This is a genomic window from Variovorax sp. 10L421, assembly GCF_056395365.1.
In genome coordinates, this window is sequence record NZ_JBFTJJ010000002.1 from 470,524 (window position 1) to 490,261 (window position 19,738).

Annotated in this window: 18 protein-coding genes; 7 read left to right on the forward strand and 11 right to left on the reverse strand. The window is 66.8% G+C overall.

Annotated features, from left to right (window positions below):
• Positions 1-111 precede the first annotated feature (111 nt).
• Positions 112-2,259: a glycoside hydrolase family 3 N-terminal domain-containing protein gene (locus AC1DFC_RS06200; protein WP_478178826.1), complete on the reverse strand. Its 2,148-nt coding sequence runs from the start codon at positions 2,257-2,259 to the stop codon at positions 112-114.
• A gap of 128 nt (positions 2,260-2,387) precedes the next feature.
• On the opposite strand from AC1DFC_RS06200, the gene AC1DFC_RS06205 reads away from it, so the two are divergent.
• From AC1DFC_RS06205 to AC1DFC_RS06220, 4 genes are read left to right on the forward strand one after another with little or no spacing between them, the layout of a single operon-like run.
• Positions 2,388-3,683, forward strand: a complete 1,296-nt coding sequence (locus AC1DFC_RS06205; RefSeq protein WP_478178827.1) for a glucoamylase family protein — start codon at positions 2,388-2,390, stop codon at positions 3,681-3,683.
• Positions 3,684-3,691: 8 nt separating this feature from the next.
• On the forward strand, positions 3,692-5,062 hold the full coding sequence (locus tag AC1DFC_RS06210; protein WP_478178828.1) for a glycoside hydrolase family 15 protein: 1,371 nt from the start codon (positions 3,692-3,694) through the stop codon (positions 5,060-5,062).
• Between the two features lie 2 nt (positions 5,063-5,064).
• Entirely contained in the window at positions 5,065-6,825 is a 1,761-nt protein-coding gene (locus tag AC1DFC_RS06215) for an ABC transporter ATP-binding protein/permease (RefSeq protein WP_007830041.1), read from the forward strand.
• Complete coding sequence (locus AC1DFC_RS06220; RefSeq protein WP_478178829.1) at positions 6,822-9,113, forward strand: CocE/NonD family hydrolase; 2,292 nt, start codon at positions 6,822-6,824, stop codon at positions 9,111-9,113. The genes AC1DFC_RS06215 and AC1DFC_RS06220 overlap by 4 nt, the downstream gene beginning before the upstream one ends.
• Before the next feature lie 4 nt (positions 9,114-9,117).
• On the opposite strand, the gene AC1DFC_RS06225 is transcribed toward AC1DFC_RS06220, so the two are convergent.
• Positions 9,118-10,755 (reverse strand): alpha-amylase family glycosyl hydrolase, encoded by a 1,638-nt coding sequence (locus AC1DFC_RS06225; protein ID WP_478178830.1) that lies wholly within the window; start codon positions 10,753-10,755, stop codon positions 9,118-9,120.
• Positions 10,756-10,850: 95 nt separating this feature from the next.
• The gene (locus AC1DFC_RS06230) at positions 10,851-11,360 is read right to left on the reverse strand and encodes a DinB family protein (protein ID WP_478178831.1); all 510 of its coding nucleotides are present in this window, start codon (positions 11,358-11,360) and stop codon (positions 10,851-10,853) included.
• Between the two features lie 126 nt (positions 11,361-11,486).
• On the opposite strand from AC1DFC_RS06230, the gene AC1DFC_RS06235 reads away from it, so the two are divergent.
• Positions 11,487-12,158, forward strand: a complete 672-nt coding sequence (locus tag AC1DFC_RS06235; RefSeq protein WP_413315152.1) for a TetR/AcrR family transcriptional regulator — start codon at positions 11,487-11,489, stop codon at positions 12,156-12,158.
• A 47-nt stretch (positions 12,159-12,205) separates the two neighbouring features.
• Here AC1DFC_RS06235 and AC1DFC_RS06240 read toward each other — a convergent pair whose 3' ends face one another.
• On the reverse strand, positions 12,206-12,610 hold the full coding sequence (locus tag AC1DFC_RS06240) for a RidA family protein (RefSeq protein WP_413333119.1): 405 nt from the start codon (positions 12,608-12,610) through the stop codon (positions 12,206-12,208).
• A 131-nt stretch (positions 12,611-12,741) separates the two neighbouring features.
• On the opposite strand from AC1DFC_RS06240, the gene AC1DFC_RS06245 reads away from it, so the two are divergent.
• A complete protein-coding gene (locus AC1DFC_RS06245) occupies positions 12,742-13,668 on the forward strand; it encodes a LysR family transcriptional regulator (RefSeq protein ID WP_413315154.1) in 927 nt (308 codons plus the stop codon).
• Here the strand turns inward: AC1DFC_RS06245 and AC1DFC_RS06250 are convergent.
• Positions 13,663-14,409: a tRNA-uridine aminocarboxypropyltransferase gene (locus AC1DFC_RS06250; RefSeq protein WP_478178832.1), complete on the reverse strand. Its 747-nt coding sequence runs from the start codon at positions 14,407-14,409 to the stop codon at positions 13,663-13,665. The two genes, AC1DFC_RS06245 and AC1DFC_RS06250, sit on opposite strands and share 6 nt — an antisense overlap.
• A gap of 30 nt (positions 14,410-14,439) precedes the next feature.
• On the opposite strand from AC1DFC_RS06250, the gene AC1DFC_RS06255 reads away from it, so the two are divergent.
• A complete protein-coding gene (locus AC1DFC_RS06255) occupies positions 14,440-14,706 on the forward strand; it encodes a helix-turn-helix domain-containing protein (protein WP_042672889.1) in 267 nt (88 codons plus the stop codon).
• Here the strand turns inward: AC1DFC_RS06255 and AC1DFC_RS06260 are convergent.
• From AC1DFC_RS06260 to AC1DFC_RS06285, 6 genes are all read right to left on the reverse strand, one after another.
• A complete protein-coding gene (locus AC1DFC_RS06260) occupies positions 14,703-15,737 on the reverse strand; it encodes an RNA methyltransferase (RefSeq protein WP_478178833.1) in 1,035 nt (344 codons plus the stop codon). The genes AC1DFC_RS06255 and AC1DFC_RS06260 overlap by 4 nt on opposite strands.
• Positions 15,738-15,834: 97 nt before the next feature.
• Positions 15,835-16,539, reverse strand: a complete 705-nt coding sequence (locus tag AC1DFC_RS06265) for an SDR family oxidoreductase (protein WP_007830028.1) — start codon at positions 16,537-16,539, stop codon at positions 15,835-15,837.
• Positions 16,540-16,576: 37 nt separating this feature from the next.
• Positions 16,577-17,578: an NADP-dependent oxidoreductase gene (locus AC1DFC_RS06270; protein WP_478178838.1), complete on the reverse strand. Its 1,002-nt coding sequence runs from the start codon at positions 17,576-17,578 to the stop codon at positions 16,577-16,579.
• Between the two features lie 97 nt (positions 17,579-17,675).
• The gene (locus AC1DFC_RS06275; RefSeq protein ID WP_478178834.1) at positions 17,676-18,281 is read right to left on the reverse strand and encodes a TetR/AcrR family transcriptional regulator; all 606 of its coding nucleotides are present in this window, start codon (positions 18,279-18,281) and stop codon (positions 17,676-17,678) included.
• Between the two features lie 77 nt (positions 18,282-18,358).
• Complete coding sequence (locus tag AC1DFC_RS06280) at positions 18,359-18,802, reverse strand: cupin domain-containing protein (protein ID WP_413333129.1); 444 nt, start codon at positions 18,800-18,802, stop codon at positions 18,359-18,361.
• Positions 18,803-18,862: 60 nt separating this feature from the next.
• Positions 18,863-19,075 carry a hypothetical protein gene (locus AC1DFC_RS06285; RefSeq protein WP_237726049.1) on the reverse strand — a complete coding sequence of 71 codons (213 nt, stop codon included), beginning with the start codon at positions 19,073-19,075 and terminating at the stop codon, positions 18,863-18,865.
• Positions 19,076-19,738 lie beyond the last annotated feature (663 nt).

The following is a 19,738-nucleotide window of genomic DNA, read 5'->3' on the forward strand; positions in this document are numbered from 1 at the left end:
GACAGACCGCGATCGCTGCGTAACCGCCCTTCGAGGATGCCCGCTTCAGGCTGGCTGCCCCCTTACCTACGCCCCGCTCACAAACGGCCGGTCTCCTTCAGCGCCGAGGTTTCAACCCAATTCAATGGTCCGACGCAGCACCCCCGATTGCTCGGCACTCGGCCCGACAAGGATCTCCACCTCGCCCGCCTCGAACAAGGGCAGCAGGTCCGGCCCGAGGTAGCGCAACTCGGACGCCGGCAACTCCAGTTCGACCGCGCCGGCTTCGCCGGGCATCAATCGCTGCTTCGCGTAGCCCTTGAGTTCCAGCAGCGGCCGGGTGACACGGCTCACCTTGCCGCGCACGAACAGGAAGACGGTCTCTTCAGCCTCGCGCGCGCCAACGTTGCGCAGCCTGACGCTGATCTTCAGCGCGTCCTGCTCGCGCACGCGCCGCGGCTCGACCTGGAGTTCGTCGTAGCTGAATCGGCCGTAGGTCAGGCCATGACCGAAGGCATACAGCGGCGTGTTGTCGACGTCCTGGTACTTGCTCGTGAAGTAGTCGGCGGGATTCATCGGCCGGCCGGTGGGACGCTGGCCGAAGTGGATCGGCACCTGTCCGACGGCGCGCGGCCAGCTCATCGGCGTGCGGCCGCAGGGCGATGCCCGGCCTGTGACCACGTCGGCGATCGCATGGCCCGCTTCGACGCCGAGGAACCACGCAGCCAGCAGCGCATCGGCGTGTTCGGAAAGCCAGGGGACGACGAGCGGACGGCCCGAAAACAGGATCGCGACGACGGGGATGCCTAGCGCACGTGCACGGGCCGTCACCGCTTCGGCCAGAGCCTGCTGTCGACCGGGAAGCGCGGGTGTGGCGCGGCTGGCCGCCTCGCCGCTCATCGTGGCGCGCTCGCCCAGGCACAGCAAAACGGCGTCGGCGCCCTCGCACAGCGCGACAGCAGCTTCGATGCCGCTGTCGTCGTCGCTCTCGATGGCAACGCCCGGTGCGTGGCGTATGTCGGTCTGCGGCAGCGCGGCGCGCAAGCCGGCAAGCACGCTGACGGCCGGCTCGTGTTCGCCGGCACCCCACCACGGGCCTTTCATCTCGGTGCTCGCGTCGGCCAGCGGGCCGATGACGCACAGTGCCTTGGCCGCCGCGGACAAGGGCAAGGTGTCACGCTCGTTCTTCAGCATGACGATGGCCCTGCGCGCGGCGTCGCGCGCCACCGCGCGCCGCTCGGCGACAACCGCCGCGGGCTCCGGTGTCGCGCCGCGGCGGTAGGGGTCGTCGAACAGTCCGAGCTGTTCCTTGAGCCGCAACACGCGGCGCACGCTGGCGTCGATCTCCTCGATCGTCACGCGCCTCTGCTCGAGCGCGACCGGCAGGCCCTTGCGGTATGCGTCGGCCATCATGTCGATGTCGACGCCGGCCTTCAGCGCCAGTACCGCGGCATCGACGAGATCGGCGGCAACGCCGTGCTTGATCAATTCCGCGATCGCGTTGTAGTCGCTGACGATGACGCCATCGAAGCCCATCTCGCCGCGCAGCCAGTCGCGCAGCAAGGGAATGTGCGCCGTCATCGGCACGCCATTGAGATCGGTGAAGGCGGGCATCAGCGTCGCGACGCCGGCGCGCACGGCCGCCGCGAAGCCCGGCAGATGCACTTCGCGCAAAGTGCGCTCGGAGATGTCGACGGCGGCGTACTCGCGCCCCGCGGCGACCCCGCCGTACGCGACGAAATGCTTCGCGCAGGCGGCCAGCGATTCGGCCGACGACAGGTCGGCGCCCTGGAAACCGCGCACCTTGGCCTGCGCGATGCGCGCGTTGAGCCAGGGGTCTTCGCCGGGTCCTTCCGCGGTGCGGCCCCAGCGGGGATCGCGCGACACGTCGAGCATCGGCGCGAAGGTCATCGCCAACCCTTCGGCCGCGCCCTCGCGCGCGGCCTCGCGCGCCGTGCGCTCCCAGAGTTCGTCGTCGAAGGTGCCGGCCTCCGCGAGCGGGATCGGAAAGAGCGTGCGATGGCCATGAATGATGTCCAGGCCGATCAGCAGCGGAATGCCGAGCCGGGACTTCTCGACGGCCAGCCGCTGCATCTCGCGCGTGGGGCCGGCACCGACCATGTTCAGCAGATTGCCGACGGTGCCATCGATGATCGACTGCGTGGAGTCTCCCGCGAGCACCGGCCCGGTGACCGTGTAGCTGGAGGCGGTCATCGTCAGTTGACCCAGTTTTTCGGCCAGCGTCATCCGGGCCATGAGGGAATCGATGCGACTCATCATCAGGGATTTCGAATAGAACCCAGGGGACCTAATGATGGCATGCTGCGGGGGAGCCGTCGGCCGCGTGACGCCGATGATTCGATGAAAACCAACCGTGACACCCGGGACGACAACGAAAGGAACCGTTCGTGCAGAAGGATGACAGGAACCCGAGGGCACTGGCTGCCCTGCCCGATGAAGCCTTGATCGACGCCGTGCAGCGGCAGACCTTCCGCTATTTCTGGGACGGTGCGGATGCCGCCAGCGGCCTGGCACTCGACCGCCGCACGCTCGTCAGCGCCACGGGCGAAGACCTGGCCGACGAGAGGGTCGCGATCGGCGGCACGGGCTTCGGCATCATGGCCATGATCGTCGCGGTGGAACGCGGCTGGGTCACGCGGGACGCAGCGCTGGAGCGCCTGGGGCGCATGCGCGACGCCCTCTTCCGCGCCAGGCGCTACCACGGCGCCTTCCCCCACTTCATGGACGCAGCAAGCGGCGCGACGATCCCGATGAGCCCCAAGGACGACGCGGGCGATCTGGTCGAGACCTCGTTCCTCTGCATGGGCCTGCTCTGTGCGCGCCAGTATTTCAGCGAGGACACGGCCGCGGCGCGCCGGTTGCGCAGTGACATCGACACACTGTGGCACGAGGTCGAATGGAACTGGTTCACCCAGGGCGGACGGGACGTGTTGTATTGGCACTGGAGCCCGAACCACGGCTGGGCGATGAACCATGAAGTGCGCGGCTGGAACGAGTGCCTCATCACATATCTGCTGGCGGCGGCCGCGCCGCGCCATGCGATCGATCCGCGGGTGTACCACCGCGGCTTTGCGGCGGGGACTGGTTTCCTCAACGGCCGGTCGTACTACGGCATCGAGATACCGCTGGGCATGCCGTATGGCGGCCCGCTGTTCTTCACGCACTACTCGTTCTGCGGCCTCGATCCGCACGGCCTGAAGGATCGCTACGCCGATTACTGGGATCTCAACTGCCGCCACCTGCAGATCAACCGTGCACACTGCATCGCCAATCCTCATGGCCACCCGGGCTACGGCGAATCGTGCTGGGGCCTGACCGCCAGCGACGACCCCGACGGCTACCTCGCGCACGCCCCGGACGTCGACAACGGCACCATTTCGCCGACGGCCGCACTGGCCAGCCTGCCGTATGCGCCCACCGAGGTGATGCAGGTTCTGCGGCATTTCCTCACCGTGCATGGCACGCGCTTGTGGAAGGACTACGGCTTCGTCGATGCGTTCTGCGAACGGCGCGATTGGTTCGCAGAGACTTTTCTCGCCATCGACCAGGGCCCGATCGTCGTGATGATGGAGAACCATCGCACAGGCCTGCTCTGGAAACTGTTCATGAGCGTGCCCGAGGTGCAGGCCGGGCTGCACCGCCTGGACTTCAGCAGCCCGCACCTCGGGTCACCGGCACTGTGACATTCGGCGTGGCGAGTCATCAAGACCCGGCGTTCGAGTCCTGGCTCGACGGACAGCTCTCCCATTCGGCGAGCGCGATGCTGTCCAGCGTCTCGCCGGTGTCGATCGTCAAGCATCGCCCAGGCTTCGGCCAGACCATACGGCCGGTCGCCGGTGCCATCGTCGCCTCGCCGGTGCTCGGCAACTACGACCCTGACCCGGACTACTTCTTCCATTGGTTCCGGGATTCCGCCGTCGTCATCGATGCGCTGCGCCTGCTCTACGTCGAGCGACGCATCGGCGCCGAAGCCCTGCAGCATCTGCGCGACTTCATCCGCTTCAGTCTTGCCTTGAACGCACTCGACGGCCGCGCGATTGCCGCGGTGCAGGACCGCAGGACGCGCGTGGCTCCCGAATTGCTGCAGTACCTGCGCGAGGACCATGAGCTCGCGGGCGTCCACGGCGATGCCGTCGCCGCCGAGACGCGGGTGAACCCCGACGGCACGCTCGATGTCCTGCGTTGGGCGCGCCCTCAGCACGACGGGCCGCCGCTGCGAGCGCTGGCGCTGCTGCGCTGGGTGGCCGGCGGGCACCTCGACGCGGCCCTGCTGGCCGAGGTCGCGCCGCTGATCCGCTTCGACCTCGGCTTCACGCTGCGCCACTGGCGCGAGCCGTCGTTCGACATCTGGGAGGAGGAAAGCGGCCATCACTACTACACGCTGCGCGTCTCGGCAGCAGCGCTGGCCGAAGGCGCGGCATGGCTGGAGGGCCTGGGCGACGCGGCGCAGGCGCAGCGCTGCCGGGAGGAGTCGCAGGCCGTGCTGCGCCTGCTCGATGGCTACTGGGTCGATGAGGAAGGCGCGACGCACGGCTACTACCGTTCGCGCGTGCTGGCCGACGGCCGGCCCAGTCCGAAGGCGCTGGACATCGCGGTGATCCTGTCGGCGATCCACAGCCTCGGCACCGAGGCCTCGCACAGCCCGGTCGATCTGCGCATGCAGGCCACGCTGGCGCGGCTCGACGCACTGTTCGACGCTGCCTATCCGATCAACCACGGCCGTGCCGCAGGCCGTGGCACGGCGATGGGCCGGTACGCCGGCGACGTGTACTGCTCAGGCGGCGCGTACTACTTCTCGACGCTCGGTGCCGCCGAGTTCTGTTTCCGCGCCGCGGCGCTGGGCGGCGATGCACGCCATGGGAACCAGTGGATGGAGCGCGGCGACGCCTACCTGGCCACCGTACGCACCTACACGCCGGCCGGCGGTGATCTGTCGGAGCAGTTCGATCAGCACAGCGGCGCGCAGACCTCGGCGAAGCAATTGGCCTGGAGCCACGCCGCGTTCATTTCGTGTGTCTCCGCGCGCCGCATCGCGGCCGCCGCCTCTCAGGCATCGCGGTAACGATGAGCGCAAGGCCAGGCGACCCTGCCGAGCCGGCTGCAAGGACCGGCGTCTTCCGCCAGGTCGGCGAACTGCTCGGCGCCTTGCGCGTATCCCCGGTCGCGAAAACGCTTGTCGCGCTGATGGGCGCGATCGTCGTGGTCGTCGCGCTCACGGCGTATGGGCAGATCGAGCTCAACAGCTGGAACAAGCCGTTCTACGACGCGATCTCGCGCCGCGACCTGAGCGAATTCATCGTGCAGGTCGGCGTCTTCGCGGTGATTGCGGGCGCGTTGCTGGTCTTGAACGTCGCGCAGCGGTGGCTCGGCGAAACCTTGCAACTGAAGCTGCGAAAGGCAGTGGTCAACGACCTGGTGGGGCTGTGGCTGCAGCCGCGCCGGGCGTTCTGGCTCCAGGCCAGCGGCCCGATGGGTGCCCACCCGGATCAGCGCATGCACGACGACACGCTGAAGCTGTGCGATCTGTCGGTCACCCTCGGCGTGGGCCTGCTGCAGGCCACGATGCTGTTCGGCAGCTTCGCGAGCGTGCTGTGGGTGCTCTCCAAGGACTTCAGCATCTTCTTCGACGGCCAGGACCATGTGTTGCCGGGCTTCATGTTGTGGGCGGCGATTGTCTATGCGGTGGCCGGGTCGCTGGTCACCTACTGGGTCGGCAACGGCCTGATCTCGCGCAACGCCGAGCGCTACGCGCGCGAAGGCGAATTGCGCTTCTCGCTGACGCGCATCAACGAGCATCTGGACGGCATCTCCCTGGCCGGTGGCGAGGCCGACGAGAAGCGTCGCGTCGCCATGCATTTCGGCGACGTGCTGCGCGCCACGTCGCGCGTGGTGCTCGGGCTGACCAACCTGACCTGGGTCACCGCGGGCTTCGGCTGGATCACCATCATCGCGCCGACGCTGGTGGCCGCACCGCTGTATTTCTCGGGGAAGGTTTCGTTCGGCGGCCTGATGATGGCTGCCGCGGCCTTCACGCAGGCGCAGTCGTCGCTGCGCTGGTTCGTCGACAACTTCAGCATCATTGCCGACTGGCGCGCCACGCTGCTGCGCGTGACCGACCTGCGCCGGATGCTGGCGTCCGATCTGGAGGCACGGGCGAGCGGCAGTCGCATCGCCTACGAGGAAGGCGAAGGCGGAACGCTCGCGATCGAAGCGCTGGAGGTTCGCTCCTGGAGCGGCCACGATCGGCTGGACGTTTCGGGCCTGGTCGTGCACCGCGGCCAGCGCGTGCTGATCCTCGGCACGCCGGGTGCCGAGAAGACGCTGCTGTTCCGCTCGCTTGCGGGCCTGTGGCCCTGGGGCTCCGGCACGGTGCGCCGGCCGGGCGGCGAGACGATCCACTACATGCCGCGCGGCACGCCCTACATTCCCCGCGGCACGCTGGCCGAAGTGCTGTCGTATGCGATGGAGCCGACGACCTATCCCAGAGATGCCATGGTGGCCGCGCTGGCAAGCGTGGGCCTCCAGCGCCTGGAACCCTTGCTTGACAGGAAGGGCCGCTGGGAAAGCGAGCTCAGCATGGACGAGCAGCTGCGGCTGGGCTTCGCCCGCGTGGTGCTGCAGGCGCCGCCCTGGCTGGTGATGGACGAGGCCTTCAGCGCATTCGACGACGACACGCTCGAACTCATCATCGGCGTGCTTGGCAAGCTCACCCACACGGGCATCATTCACATAGGCTCGGCCGGCGAGGCGCACGACCGGCTGTTCACGCAGGTGGTTCATCTGGTCAAAGCGCCGCACGCCGTGCCCGAGGAGCAGCGACCATGAGACGCCCCCTGCCAACCGTCAGCCGTGCGCGCCGCGCCCTCATGCGGCTGGCTCTTGCGCTCCCCGCCTGGCCCACCGGGTCCCGGGCGGCTGATTTCGGCTTCCGGCCGCCGCGCGACCCGGACGATGCCGCCGCTGCGGACCTGATGCGGGACTTGGCCGAGCGCATCCTGCCGGTGTACCAGGACGCGGACACCGACTCCTTCCTGGCCAACGTCACCGCCCTGCAGATCGTCAGCGGCGCCTACCGTGCGGCCTACGACAGCAGCCGCTCCCTGCGCGACCGGCGCCAGGGCAAGCCCTTCGACGGCCTGGTCGAGCGTGCGATCCTCGATGGCATCTATGCGAATGCGCGCATGCTCGAGGCGGACGGGCGCCTCGGCTTCGCCGAAGCCTACGCGCGCTCGTTCCATGAGCTGGTGTCGCCGCTCGACAACGCGCAGGCCCAGGCCGTCATGGCGCGGCTCGAGATTCCGCCGGCTACATACAGGGAGCCGCTGCGCCAGGCCTTCGATCTCTGGCGCGCGAAGGGCAGCCTGCCGGAGGCCGAGGCCTTGGCGCTCGTGCGAACCTGGCTCTCGTTCCAGTCGCGCCGCAGCTTCAGTGCGCTGCTGCCCGAATTGTTCGCCGCGCAAAACGGCAGCCGCTACGTGGCGGAGGCCGACGTCAGGATTCCCGTGCGGGGCGGCGTCATCCATGCCAGCGTGGTCCGGCCCGGCCGCATGGATGGCGCGCTGTCGACGCTGCTGCGCTTCACGCTCGACCCGGCCGAGGACGACGCCAGGCGCAGCGCCGCCAGGGGCTACATCGGCGTCACGGCATACGTGCGCGGACGCACGCCCGACGGCAAGGGCGCCGTGTGGCCCTTCATTCGCGACGGCGAAGATGCCGCCGCCGTCATCGACTGGATCGCCCGGCAGGCGTGGAGCGACGGCCGCGTTGCCATGCTCGGCGACGGCTACTCCGGCTACGCCGCCTGGGCCGCCGCGCGCAGGAGGCCGGCGGCGCTCAAGGCCATCGCCACCATCGCGCCGATGGCGCCGGGCATCGACTTCCCGATGGCCGGACAGATCTTCCGCAACGCCATGGTCCGCTGGGCGCAGGAGCACGCGGATGCCGAGCCCCTGCAGGCCGGCATCGACGCCGACGCCGGCCCGGACGCGGTATGGCAGGCACTCGACGCGCGCTGGCATCGCGGCAATCGCCCCTACTGGGACGTGGACCGCGTCCTGCTGGGCAGGCGCAGCAGGCTGATCCGCGCCTGGCTGACGCACCCGAGCCACGACCGCTACTGGCAGAAGTTCCTGCCGTCGGCGGAGCAGTTCGCGCGCATCGACATCCCGGTGCTCAGCTTCGCCGGCTACTACGGCGCCGACGCCGGCGCGCTCTACTTCCACCACGAGCATCTTCGCAACCGGCCGCAGGCCGACACGACGCTGCTGCTTGGCCCCTACGACGCGACCTCGATCCGCCGCGGCACGGCGCCGACGCTGCGCGGCTACACGCTGGACCCCGTCGCGCGCGTCGACCTGCCCGAGCTGCGCTACCAATGGCTCGACCACATCCTGAAGGGCGCGAACAAGCCTTCCCTGCTGCTGGATCGCATCAACTACCAGGTGATGGGCGCGGACCAGTGGCGCCATGTGCCGATGCTGGACGCGCAGGAGCGCGCGCCGCTGCGCCTCTATCTCGACACCAATGGGCGCGACGACCCGCACCGCCTGTTGCCGTCGCCGTCCGAAGGCGGTGGCAGCGCGCGGCTCTCGGTCGATCTCGCCGATCGGCGCGACGTGGGCATGCCGTGGCCCGACGCGCTGCGCGTGAAGGAAGTGCCGACGCGCAACGGCATCAGCTTTGTCAGTGACCCGCTGCCTTCGGACACCGAGATCGCCGGCAGCCTGCGCGGCGTGTTCGACATCACGCCCTCGCGGCAGGACGTGGACTTCCGCATCTCGCTGTACGAGCAGACGGCGAGCGGCGAATACCAGCTGCTGTTCGACCCCTACGACTTCCGCGCGAGCTACGCCGGCCATCGCGTGCGCCGCCGGCTTCTTCGGGCCGGCGAGCGCCAGCTGCTGGCCTTCACCACCGAGCGGGTCACCGCTTGCAGGCTCGCGGCGGGCAGCCGCATCGTGCTGGTGATCGGCCTCAACAGGCGCCCCGACCGGCAGGTCAATTACGGCAGCGGCAAGGACGTGAACTCGGAAACCATTGCCGACGCGAAATGGCCCGTGCGCGTGCGCTGGCATGCGCGCAGCTACGTCGAGATCCCGACCGGCGAGCCTTGATCCCTCATCGTGTCGTCGGGCCCTTGTCGCTCACCGCGCCGATGAGGACACCTTCGCAAGGCGCCAGCACCAAGGGCCCTTCGATCGATCCGGCGCGCGCAGGATCGGTCGATGCCAGCACGATCGGCTGGCGCGGCAACAGCGCCGGCGACACCGGCGCCGAGGTGGCGCCGAAGTTCAATATCACCACCAGCCGCTGTCCGTCGCTCTCGCGCGCATAGGCGAGCATCTCGTCCCCGGCTTCAAGCGCTTCGTAGCTGCCCCGGTGCAGCGCAGGCTGCGCGCGGCGCAACGCGATGAGGCGCTTGTAGAGCGCCAGCATGGAGCCCGGATCGCGCGACTGCACTTCGACGTTGTGCATGTGCCAGTCGGATGCGAGGCGCAGCCACGGGATTCCCGTCGTGAAGCCGGCGTGCGCTTCGGCGCTCCACTGCATGGGCGTTCTCTCCGGGTCTCGGCCCAGGCCCATGCCGGGCCTGTTCTTCTCGAACGGGTCCTGCACTTCGTCGGCAGGAATGGGGACGTCCGTCATGCCGATCTCGTCGCCGTAGTAGAGCGTGGGCGTGCCGCGCAGCGTGAGCAGCAGCATGGCGGCGAGCCGCGCCATCCGTGGCCCGACGCGGTTTGCAATGCGGGACCTGTCGTGATTGCCCAGCACCCAGTTCGGCTGGGCGCCGGCGGGCAAGGCGGCTTCGTAGTCGCGCACCAGGCGGTCGATGCGCGCCGCCTGCCACTCGGTCGCGATCAGCTGAAAGTTGAAGGGCAGCTGCACGCCTTCGAGCACGCCCTGGGCGTTGAGGCCGTAGTAGGCGACCAGGCGCGCGAGCGGCAGGTAGAGCTCGCCGATCAGCACGCGCGACGAGTGTGCATCGCTGAACTCGTCGACCACGCGGCGCATCTCGGCCACGATCGGCTGCACCTCCGGCAGGTCCGTGTTGTGAAGCATCGTCCAGCGAAGAAACGGGTCCTGCCCTTCGACGAAATCCGGATTCGGCGGGTTGTCGCGGAACTGCGCGTCCTTGACGATCTGCGAGAGCACGTCGACGCGGAATCCGTCGACGCCGCGCCGAAGCCAGAAACGCAGCACCTCGTACATCGCGGCGCGTACTTCGGGGTTGCGCCAGTTGAGGTCGGGCTGCTCCTTCAGGAACGAATGGGCGTAGTACTGCCCGGTGGCCGCATCGAAGCTCCAGGCCGGGCCGCCGAAATTGCCGAGCCAGTTATTGGGCGGCCCGCCGTCGGGCGCCGGGTCGCGCCAGATGTACCAGTCGCGCCGCGCATCACTGCGCGCGCTGCGGCTTTGCACGAACCACGGATGCCGGTCCGACGTGTGGTTGGGCACGAAATCCAGGATGATCTTGAGCCCCTTCGCATGGGCCTCCTGCACCAGCGCATCGAAGCCATCGAGCGTGCCGAAGCACGGATCGATGTCGCAGAAATGGGAGATGTCGTAGCCGAAGTCGGCCATCGGCGAGGGATAGATCGGCGAGATCCAGACGGCGTCGACGCCGAGCGAGACCAGATGATCCAGCCGGGCGCGGATTCCGTCGAGGTCTCCGATGCCATCGCCGTTGCTGTCCTGGAACGAACGCGGGTAGACCTGATAGACGATTCCGCACTTCCACCAGTCGTCAGCTGACATCTTGATCCCTTCGTGCTTGGCTTCGAGCGGGGTCATTGTCTCCAGAAACCGTGCGGGGCATCGTCAAGCAGGCCCGGAGCGGACCTCGCAACTCACTACGCTCCAGAGGCAAGCCGCCCTCTCGCCGACGCCTGCGCCTCGTGCAGGTACGTCGTGAAGCCATCCCTGGCCGGTGGAACCGAGTTGAGCAGCATCACCGCGCTGACCTGTCCACGATGGCCTGCTCCGTGCGTGACAACATGCATGAGCATCTCCTCGCGGGACATGCGCCCCTGTGCGCCGTCGGTGAACGCGAAGTCGATTCGTTCGGCCAGTTGGTCGAGATCGAGCGTCGACACATAGTCGACGTATTCCTGATCGCTTCTCCGGAGATCGGTGGACAGATCTTCCAGCGTTGGCATCTCGCTCAAGTTGGCCGATGCGTACCCGTGAGCTTCCCGCCTGATGTGAGCGGCGAATATCCGGTCGACCACATAGGTGTGGCTCAAGGCCTTGATGGCCAATGCGGTGATCGAGGAGCTGTCGCCAAGCCGGGCCAGCGCGGTCAACAGCTGGTCGTTTGCCCAAGCCTTGTATCTGAAGAGGTGATGCAGTGTGTCGTCCATGTCATGGTCTCCTGAGGGGTTTGCGCGCCACGGGTCTTACATGCAGGAAGTTGCGCTGCCTGTCCGCGCCCACTCAGAATATGAGCGATCATTCGCTTTTCATACTCGCATTGATGGCATCTGAAAATGACGAGAAAACCAGTCATCCGGCCCAGGAAAACCGCCATTCAGGAGCGATCGCGCGCGACCGTGGACAACCTGATCGAGGCAACTGCTCGCATTCTGGTCAAGGATGGTTTCGACAAGGCCAGCACCAACCGCATCGCGGAGGTTGCGGGGGTGAGCATCGGCTCGCTCTATCAATATTTCCCCAGCAAGGAGGCACTCGTCGCCGCCGTGATCGAGCGCCACCAGCAGCAGATCATGCAGATGGTGCGCAGCGAGCTGAGCGAGGTCTCGAGCCAGCCGCTGGACCAGGTGATGCGCAGGTTCGTCGCTGTCGCGGTAGAGGCCCACCGTCTCGACCCCCAACTGCATCGGGTGCTCGCCGAACAGATCCCGCGCGTGGGAAAGCTGGAGAAGCTGGAAACCTTCAGTCGTGAAAATTTCAGCCTGTTCAGTACTTATCTAGAAGGAGCCCGGGACGAACTCGGCGTCGACGACCTGGAGCTCGCATCGTTTGTATGTGTCACCACGATCGAGGCGTTGACGCACAACGCGGTGCTGCACCACTCCAGGGTTCTGACCGACGATCGGATGGAAGCGCTCATCGACGAGGGTGCGCGCCTCGTGACCGGCTACCTGAAAGGCCAGCGCGCAAGCCAGCTCCGCGCAGGTCACCATAAGCCCATCCGCTGAGATCGCTCCCATGCAGGCGGCCGGGCGGCCCGTGGCGAGCGCAGGGCTCAGCCCTCATTGTTCTCCGGCAGCCTCGCAATCACCTTGATCTCGAACTGGAATCCGTAGAGCCACGTCACCCCGATCCCCGTCAGCGTCGGGTGCGGCGCTCCGCCCCAGTACTCCGGCACCACCTTCCAGACCGTCTCGAAATTCGACTCCGGATCGACGATGAACACCGTGACGTCGACCACGTCGTCGAACGTGCAGTTCGCCGCCGCAAGGATCGCATTCAGGTTCTCGAACGCCAGCCGGACCTGCGCCTCCAGATCGGGCTCCGGCGAGCCGTCGGGGCGGCTGCCGACCTGCCCCGACACGAACAGGAAGCCGTTGGACCGGATCGCCGGCGAGTAGCGATTCTTTTCGTAGAGCGCCTGGCGCCCGGGTGGAAAAACGACGTCGCGCTGAGTCATGGATGGACGGCCTTCCCGAAGAAATAACGATGGAGGGACTTTAGGGAACCGCGCCTCCCGGATAAACGGGCAAGGCCAACAATCACTGTTTGCAGAACCCAAACAATCCGCGCATCCGCAGGAGCAGCACCATGGACCGTTTCGATGCAATGCAGGCTTTCGCCCGCGTGGTGGAAGCAGGCAGCTTCACCAAGGCGGCCGAGACGCTTCACATGAGCAAGACCAGCGTGACGCAGCTGGTGCAGCAGCTCGAAGCGAGGCTGCGCGTGAAGCTGCTCAACCGCACGACGCGCAAGGTCAACGTCACTGCCGACGGCGCGGCCTACTACGAGCGCGTGGTGCGCCTGCTGGCCGACATGGACGATGCCGAGACCAGCCTCTCGGGCGCCTCGGCATCGCCCAGGGGCCGGCTGCGCGTGGACGTGCCCAGCCCGCTGGCGCGCACGATCCTGGTGCCGGCGCTGCCGGCGTTCCACGCGCGCTACCCCGACATCCAGCTCGACATGGGCGTGAGCGATCGCATGGTGGACCTGATCGGCGAGAACGTGGACTGCGTGGTGCGCGGCGGCGAACTCACCGACCAGTCGCTCATGGCACGCCGCGTGGGCGATCTGCAGCTCGGCGTGTATGCGGCGCCGAGCTACCTGGAACTCGCCGGCACGCCCTCGCACCCTCAGGACCTGGAAGACACGCATCACCGCATCGTGGGCTTCCTGTGGTCGCGCAACGGCAAGACTTTTCCGTACACCATGCGCCGCGATGGCGAGCACATCGGGGTGCAGGGCCGCTACGTGCTGTCGGTCGACGACGGCAATGCCTACCTCGCGGCTGGTCTGGCCGGACTCGGCATCCTTTGGCTACCCGACTACTTGGCCAAGGCGCACGTGGCGAACGGGGAACTGGTACCTCTGTTCGAGGGCTGGCAGCTCGACCCGATGCCGCTGTACATCGCGTTTCCGCCGAACCGGCACGTCAGCGCCAAGCTGCGCGTGTTCATCGACTGGGTGGCCGGGCTGATGGCGCTGCATGCGCCCATCAGCGGCCGGCGCGGTTCATGAAAGCGGGAGAGCGGACAGCTCGCGCAGCCGCTGATGCGCAGCCCCATCCCATGCAATGGGCTGCTGCTTCTTCGCACTCAGGTAGTGGTGCGTGAAGACCGCGAGATAGGCCCCCAGCGTTTGCTCGGCGGCGTGTTCACCTGCCAGGTTCATGCACAGCGCGGCCACCTCGCTCGTGCAGAAATGATCGTCGCGGCCGGAGCGGCGCAGCTTGTATTGCGTGATCTGCTCCGGCTGCAGGCTCAGCACGGGCAGCAGGTCGAGGTAAGGGCTCCTGCTGAACATCTTGCGCGCCTCGGCCCAGGTCCCGTCGAACAGGATGAAGAGCGGGCGTTTGGCAGTGCCGGCACGGGTCGGGTCGGGCGACGAGACACTGGCGACCACCCGCTCGGGCGCCGCGTACTGCCCCGGGAACACCACGTACGGTTGCCACTGAGGGTCGTTCAGCAAGGCCAGCAGCGCGGGGTCGGTGTCGGTGCGCATCCAGCCGAAGGCGAAGGTATCGGCCACCACGTCGGCAATCAGCCAACCCGTGTTGGTCGGCTTGAGCGGCTCGATGTCGGCCATGAGCAGGCACACCCCAGCGCGTGTTGCCACCGACGGGCGCACTGCGCACATGCAGTGGCTGGGCACCAGCCGGCAGCCGGCGCAGCGCTCGCGCTTGAAGCCCCCGCGGGCCAGAAAGGGTTTGGCGCTTCGCGCCAGGCGCGCGGCGCGAAGGAGGGAAACGGCGTGGGGCATGCGGGGATTCTCTGCGGTGACAATGCGGAAATGGCCAAAGGCAAACGAATTTCCGCAGACATCGGGGGCGACGCCATTCTGGCGATCAAGGAGCTGGGCGCCGCCGCCAAGCTGGCGCGCACCAGTGCCGGCGAGGGCCAGGCCGCCGCTGCCGCACGCCTGGGCGTTCACGTCCAGACCATCGCACGGATCGAATCAGGCGAGCCAGGCGTCGCCATCGGGCATGTGCTCGGCATGCTGGCTCTTTACGGGATCTCGGTGAAGCTGCAGCACCCGGACGCGGGCGGGTCGACCTAACGCCGGTCTTCGGTCTTTCGAAACAGCACCTGCACTTCGGCTGCGCGCGCCCTCAACTGGCCGCATCCGCCGTCGACATCCTGGCCGGCTGAATTGCGCAGCTTCGTCAGGATGCCCCGTTCGTGCAGCGTGCGAGCCATCTGTTCGCAACGCTCCCACGACGGGCGGCTGAACGCCACGCCGTCGACCGCGTTGAAGGGAATCATGTTCAGCACGCCGTACTTGCCGGAGAGCAGCTGGACGATGCCTTCGATCTCATCCTGCCCGTCGTTGACGCCTTCCAGCAGGGTCCACTGGTACTGGATCGGGTAGCCGGTGGCACGCGCATAGCGCTCGCCTGCGGCGACCAGTTCCTCGGGCGTCATGTTCGGCGCGCGCGGCAGGAGCTTGCGGCGCAGATCGGCCCTGGTCGTGTGCAAAGAAAGAGCCAGCGCAGGCTTCACGCGTTCCTGGTGCAGCCTCTCGAACGCGCGTGGATCGCCCACGGTCGAGAACACCAGGTTCTTGTGGCCAACGTTGCCCACCGTGCCGAGCAGGTCGATCGCCTCCATCACGTTGTCGAGGTTGTGGGCCGGTTCGCCCATGCCCATGAACACCACCTTGCGCACCGGCCGCCGCATGCGCGCGAGGGCGACCTGGGCAATGATCTCGGCGCTTCCCACCTGGCGCAGCAAGCCTTCGCGGCCGGTCATGCAGAACTGGCACCCGACGGCGCATCCGACCTGCGAGGAGACGCACAGGCCATCGCGGGGCAGAAGCACGCTCTCCACGGTCTGGCCGTCCGCGAGGGCCACGAGCAGCCGCTCTGAACCATCGGCACCGGGATGCACCGCATGGATGCGCGCCAGCCCAGCAAGCTCGGCTTCGATGGACGGCAAGGCAGCCAGCAACGACGACGGGAAGAAGGTCCCCGGCAGGCGCCTGCCGCTGTCCCGGGGCAGCGCATGGGACCAAAGCCGCAGGATGCGTTGTTCGTGGCTGGGGCCGGCTCCGGCTTCGCGCAGTCGGCGTTTCAGTTCGTGGATTCGCATGCTGGGGCAGATTGTGCACGGCAGGCGGTCCGCCGCCGGTCATCGCGCAAGGAACGCAAGCGCCTTGCTCAGGAAGTCGGCGTGCAACCGAAACACCTCAGGAGGCCTGCGGCAGGTAGCTGGGTCTGTCCGCCGTCATCCCGCGCTTGACTTGCAGGGTGAGTTCATCGGCCAGCACTTCGTCGAGACCCGATTCAAGTCCGTCGAGCGCGCGCTTGACGATTTCCTCCGGGCTGGACTTCGGCACCTCGAACCCGCGTGTCAGATCGGTATCGACGTAGGCCATGTGCAGCCCCAGCACCTGCGTCTTCTGTGCCGCCAGTTCGTTGCGCAGTGCATTGGTAAGCGACCAGGCCGCGGACTTGCTGGCCGAATAGGCGCCCAGTTCGCCGCCGTTCACCCACGAGGCGACCGACAACACGTTGAGCAATGCGCCACCGCCGTTGGCCTTGAGGATCGGCGCAAAGGCCTTGCTCATGCGCAGCACGGCGAAGAAGTTGGTCTCGAAGATGCGCCGCGCAACGTCTTCGCTGTCGGCTGCGAGAAAGCCGCCAGGCTGTGCAATGCCGGCGTTGTTGATCACGAGCGTCACGTCCGAGGCCAGCTCCGCGGCGGCTGCGACGTCTTCCGGCTTGTTGACGTCGAGCCGCAGGGGCTGGACACCGGCTTGCGTGATGGTGACGGGGTCGCGCGCACCGGCGTAGACCTTGCGGGCGCCACGGGCGAGCAACTCGCGTGCAAAGGCCAGGCCAATGCCACGATTGGCTCCGGTGACGAGGACGACAGCGTTTTCGATCTTCATGGGAGACTCCAAAAAATGAGTTGGTTGGGAATCGGGTTCACTTGACTTTGATGACGACCTTGCCCTTCGCGCGGCCAGACTCGACATAGGCCAGGCCCTCGTTGGTCGCCTCGAAAGGAAAGACCCGGTCCATCACGGGCCGGATGGCCCCGGCCTCGATGAGCCGGGTGATCTCGCGCAGTTGGCCTCCATTCGCCCTCATGAAGAGGAACGAATAGCCAATGCCTCGGCGTTTCGCCCTTCGCCTGATGCCCGAGCTCAGCAGCCGCATGACCAGCTTCACGAACCCGGGTGCCGAGATTTCCTTGCCGAATTCGGGGTCCGGCGGCCCGGAGATGGAGATGAGCCTTCCGCCGGGCTTGAGCACGCGAAGAGACTTCTCGAGCGTCTTGCCATCCTGGCTGTTCAAGACCACGTCGTAGTCGCGCAGGACATCCTCGAAGTCCTGCGTCCTGTAGTCGATGACCACGTCTGCGCCCAGGCTCTTCACAAGCGCGACGTTGCCTGCGCTCGTCGTCGTGGCGACGGTTGCGCCCAGATGCTTGGCCAACTGGATGGCGAAAGTGCCCACGCCGCCGGAGCCCGCCTGAATGAAGACCTTCTGCCCCTTCTTCAGCTCGGCCTTCTCGACCAGCGCCTGCCATGCCGTCAGGCCCACCAGGGGGATGGAGGCGGCTTCGACCATCGTGAGACCCTTGGGCCGGAGCGCAAGCGATGCCTCCTTGACCGCAACGAATTCGGCGAAGGTGCCGATCCGGAAGTCATCCGCCCGCGCATACACCTCGTCGCCCGGCCTGAAATGCTGCACACGCCGGCCCACCTCGACCACGACGCCGGCCACGTCGTGGCCCAGGACGAGCGGCAGGCGGTAGGGCAGGACGAGCTTGAACTCTCCGTCCCTGATCTTGGCGTCCAGCAGGTTCACGCCGGCGGCATGAACCTCGACCAGGACTTCGTCATCGCGCAATTCGAGGGTCGGCATTTCCGCCGACCGCAACGCGCTCTTTTTCCCGTAGCGCTCCAACACAAATGCTTTCATGGCCTTCCTTGTTTCTCCGTCAATAAACACTTCATTTGGCATGATGATCATCATATTTAAAGGCAAACGAAAGGGCGGCATCCATCCATCAACGGATTCAGTTGCCGACGGAGGTCAGGTGCTTGAGCGCGGCCTCGCGCAGGCTGTCAGACAGCGCAGGCTCGTCGACAGCACGCGCCAGCAGCAAGGCGCCCACCATGGTGGAGAGGGTCACGAGGGCCCGTTCGTGGGCTCCGGGCTGTCCCCAGTCCGGCAACTGGCGGGCGACGAGGTCGATCATTTCCTTGATGTGCCGGGTCGCTACACGGCGCACTTCGGGAGCCTGCCGCGAGGTCTCGGAACCCAGCGCGGCCAGGGGGCAACCTATGTCGGCGTTCTCCTGATGCTCCCTGGAGAGATAGGCGCTCAGCATGGATGCGAGCGCAGTGCCGGGGGGCACGCTGGCCACGACGTCGGCCGCGGCGGCGGCGGACTCTGCGCACGCCCTCCCCGCCGCTTCGGCCAGCATGGTCTCACGCGATGCGAAGTGGGCATAGAAGGCCCCGTGCGTCAGGCCGGCCTCCTTCATGATGTCCGAGACCCCGGTCCCGTCGTAGCCGCTGCGACGGATCGCGCGGGCTGCCACGGACACGATGCGCTCATGCGTTGCATCCTTGGCGGCAGCTCGGGTATTGGGCCTGGTATTTCGCATGATGCGCATCATACAACATTCGTATGCCATGCGCACTGCGGCACAGTCTGGCCTCGGCAAGCGACCGCCCGGCTACGGCCGCCTCCCGGTCAGGCTGCGACGGCAATCCCATTCCGCTCGAGCACCTCCAGCAGCTTCGGAATATCAGGCGGCCCCACCGGAATCTCGCGATCGATCGCGGTGAACATCTGGGCGGCCAAGGCGCCCTCCCCGGTGATCTCGAGCATCTGCCCGCCGCCCTTGCCGTAGTGAAAGCCATGCACCGTTCCACGCGGTACATGGACGAGCGTGCCGGGCTGGCACATGTGCGCGCGGCCGTCGCAGAGAAACTCGACCTCGCCTCCGAGGACGTAGAAGGCTTCGTCCCAGTCGTGGCTGTGCGGCGGCGGCCCCGTGCCTTCGTCACCCCGTTGGAAAGTGATGCCATAGCTCTGCGTCGTCGCATTCGACGCCAGCACCGTCACCTGCGTGCCGAGCACGTTCAGAGGAACTTCACGCCGGTCAGGCGTCAGGACAAAGTACGGAATCGTCATGGTCAATTCCTCCAACGCGGGGCCGTGATTCTGCGCGCCGCATGGAGGGGGCACAAGCTGTCAGGCGGCGCGCAAGGTACCCTCCTGCGTCAGCGCCTCGCACTGGCTTTCGATGCGGGCATGAAGCAGGCCCAGCGACACCGAGAGAAACCGCTGCAGCGCGCTGCGCTGGCATGTGTCGAAGAGCGGTGCAGGGTCTGCGTCGGATAAGGCGGCATCGCGGCGGTCTTCGTCCCAGGCGAGCAGTTGGACCAGCGTGTGTGCACCTTGCACGGCGTCGCGTGCGTCGTTGAGGAATGCGGCCTGGCTTTGTTGGGAGGGGGGGAGCCGCTCGGCTTATACCAATTCGAAGGATTTGAATTGGGCGGTAGGACAATAAGGCGTGCAGAAGCAGCCAGCGTTTGAAGCATGGGCCATGGGCCTCCAAGGATGTCGATTTGCAACAACCAGCACCTGCTGTCAAACGAGAGCGGCAGCTCGAACGGGTTGACAGACCGGGACATCCTTGCGGAAACCGGCAGGGCGCGAGCCCTCCCGTTCGATCCGCCTAAAAAAGAGGCACGAACGAAAAAGCCGCGGACCATGTGCGGTGACTGCGGCTTTCGTCGCAGGATGTCAGCGGGCTGCTAAATCCGGCCTCGCTCATCACGAAGCAGGGGCAATGTCCGTGTTCTTTGGAGAGTCCGTCAAGTTGAAAGCCCGAGGATGAGGTGGTCGTGACGGCCGTGTGAGAGGCGGTTTTGCAGCGAGTTGCCGACATTCGACGGGCTCGCGCGAATGGGTACTATCGGCCGAGGCTGTGTGGAAACGCCCTCATCGCGCCCAGTATGCCGGACCCTCGCGTTAGCGAGTGTCCTGATGGGTCTCGATGCCCCCAGCAAGCGAATTGTCGCGAGTGACCTCGTTTGCACGTGCTGAGGCGCCGCATATCGGTAA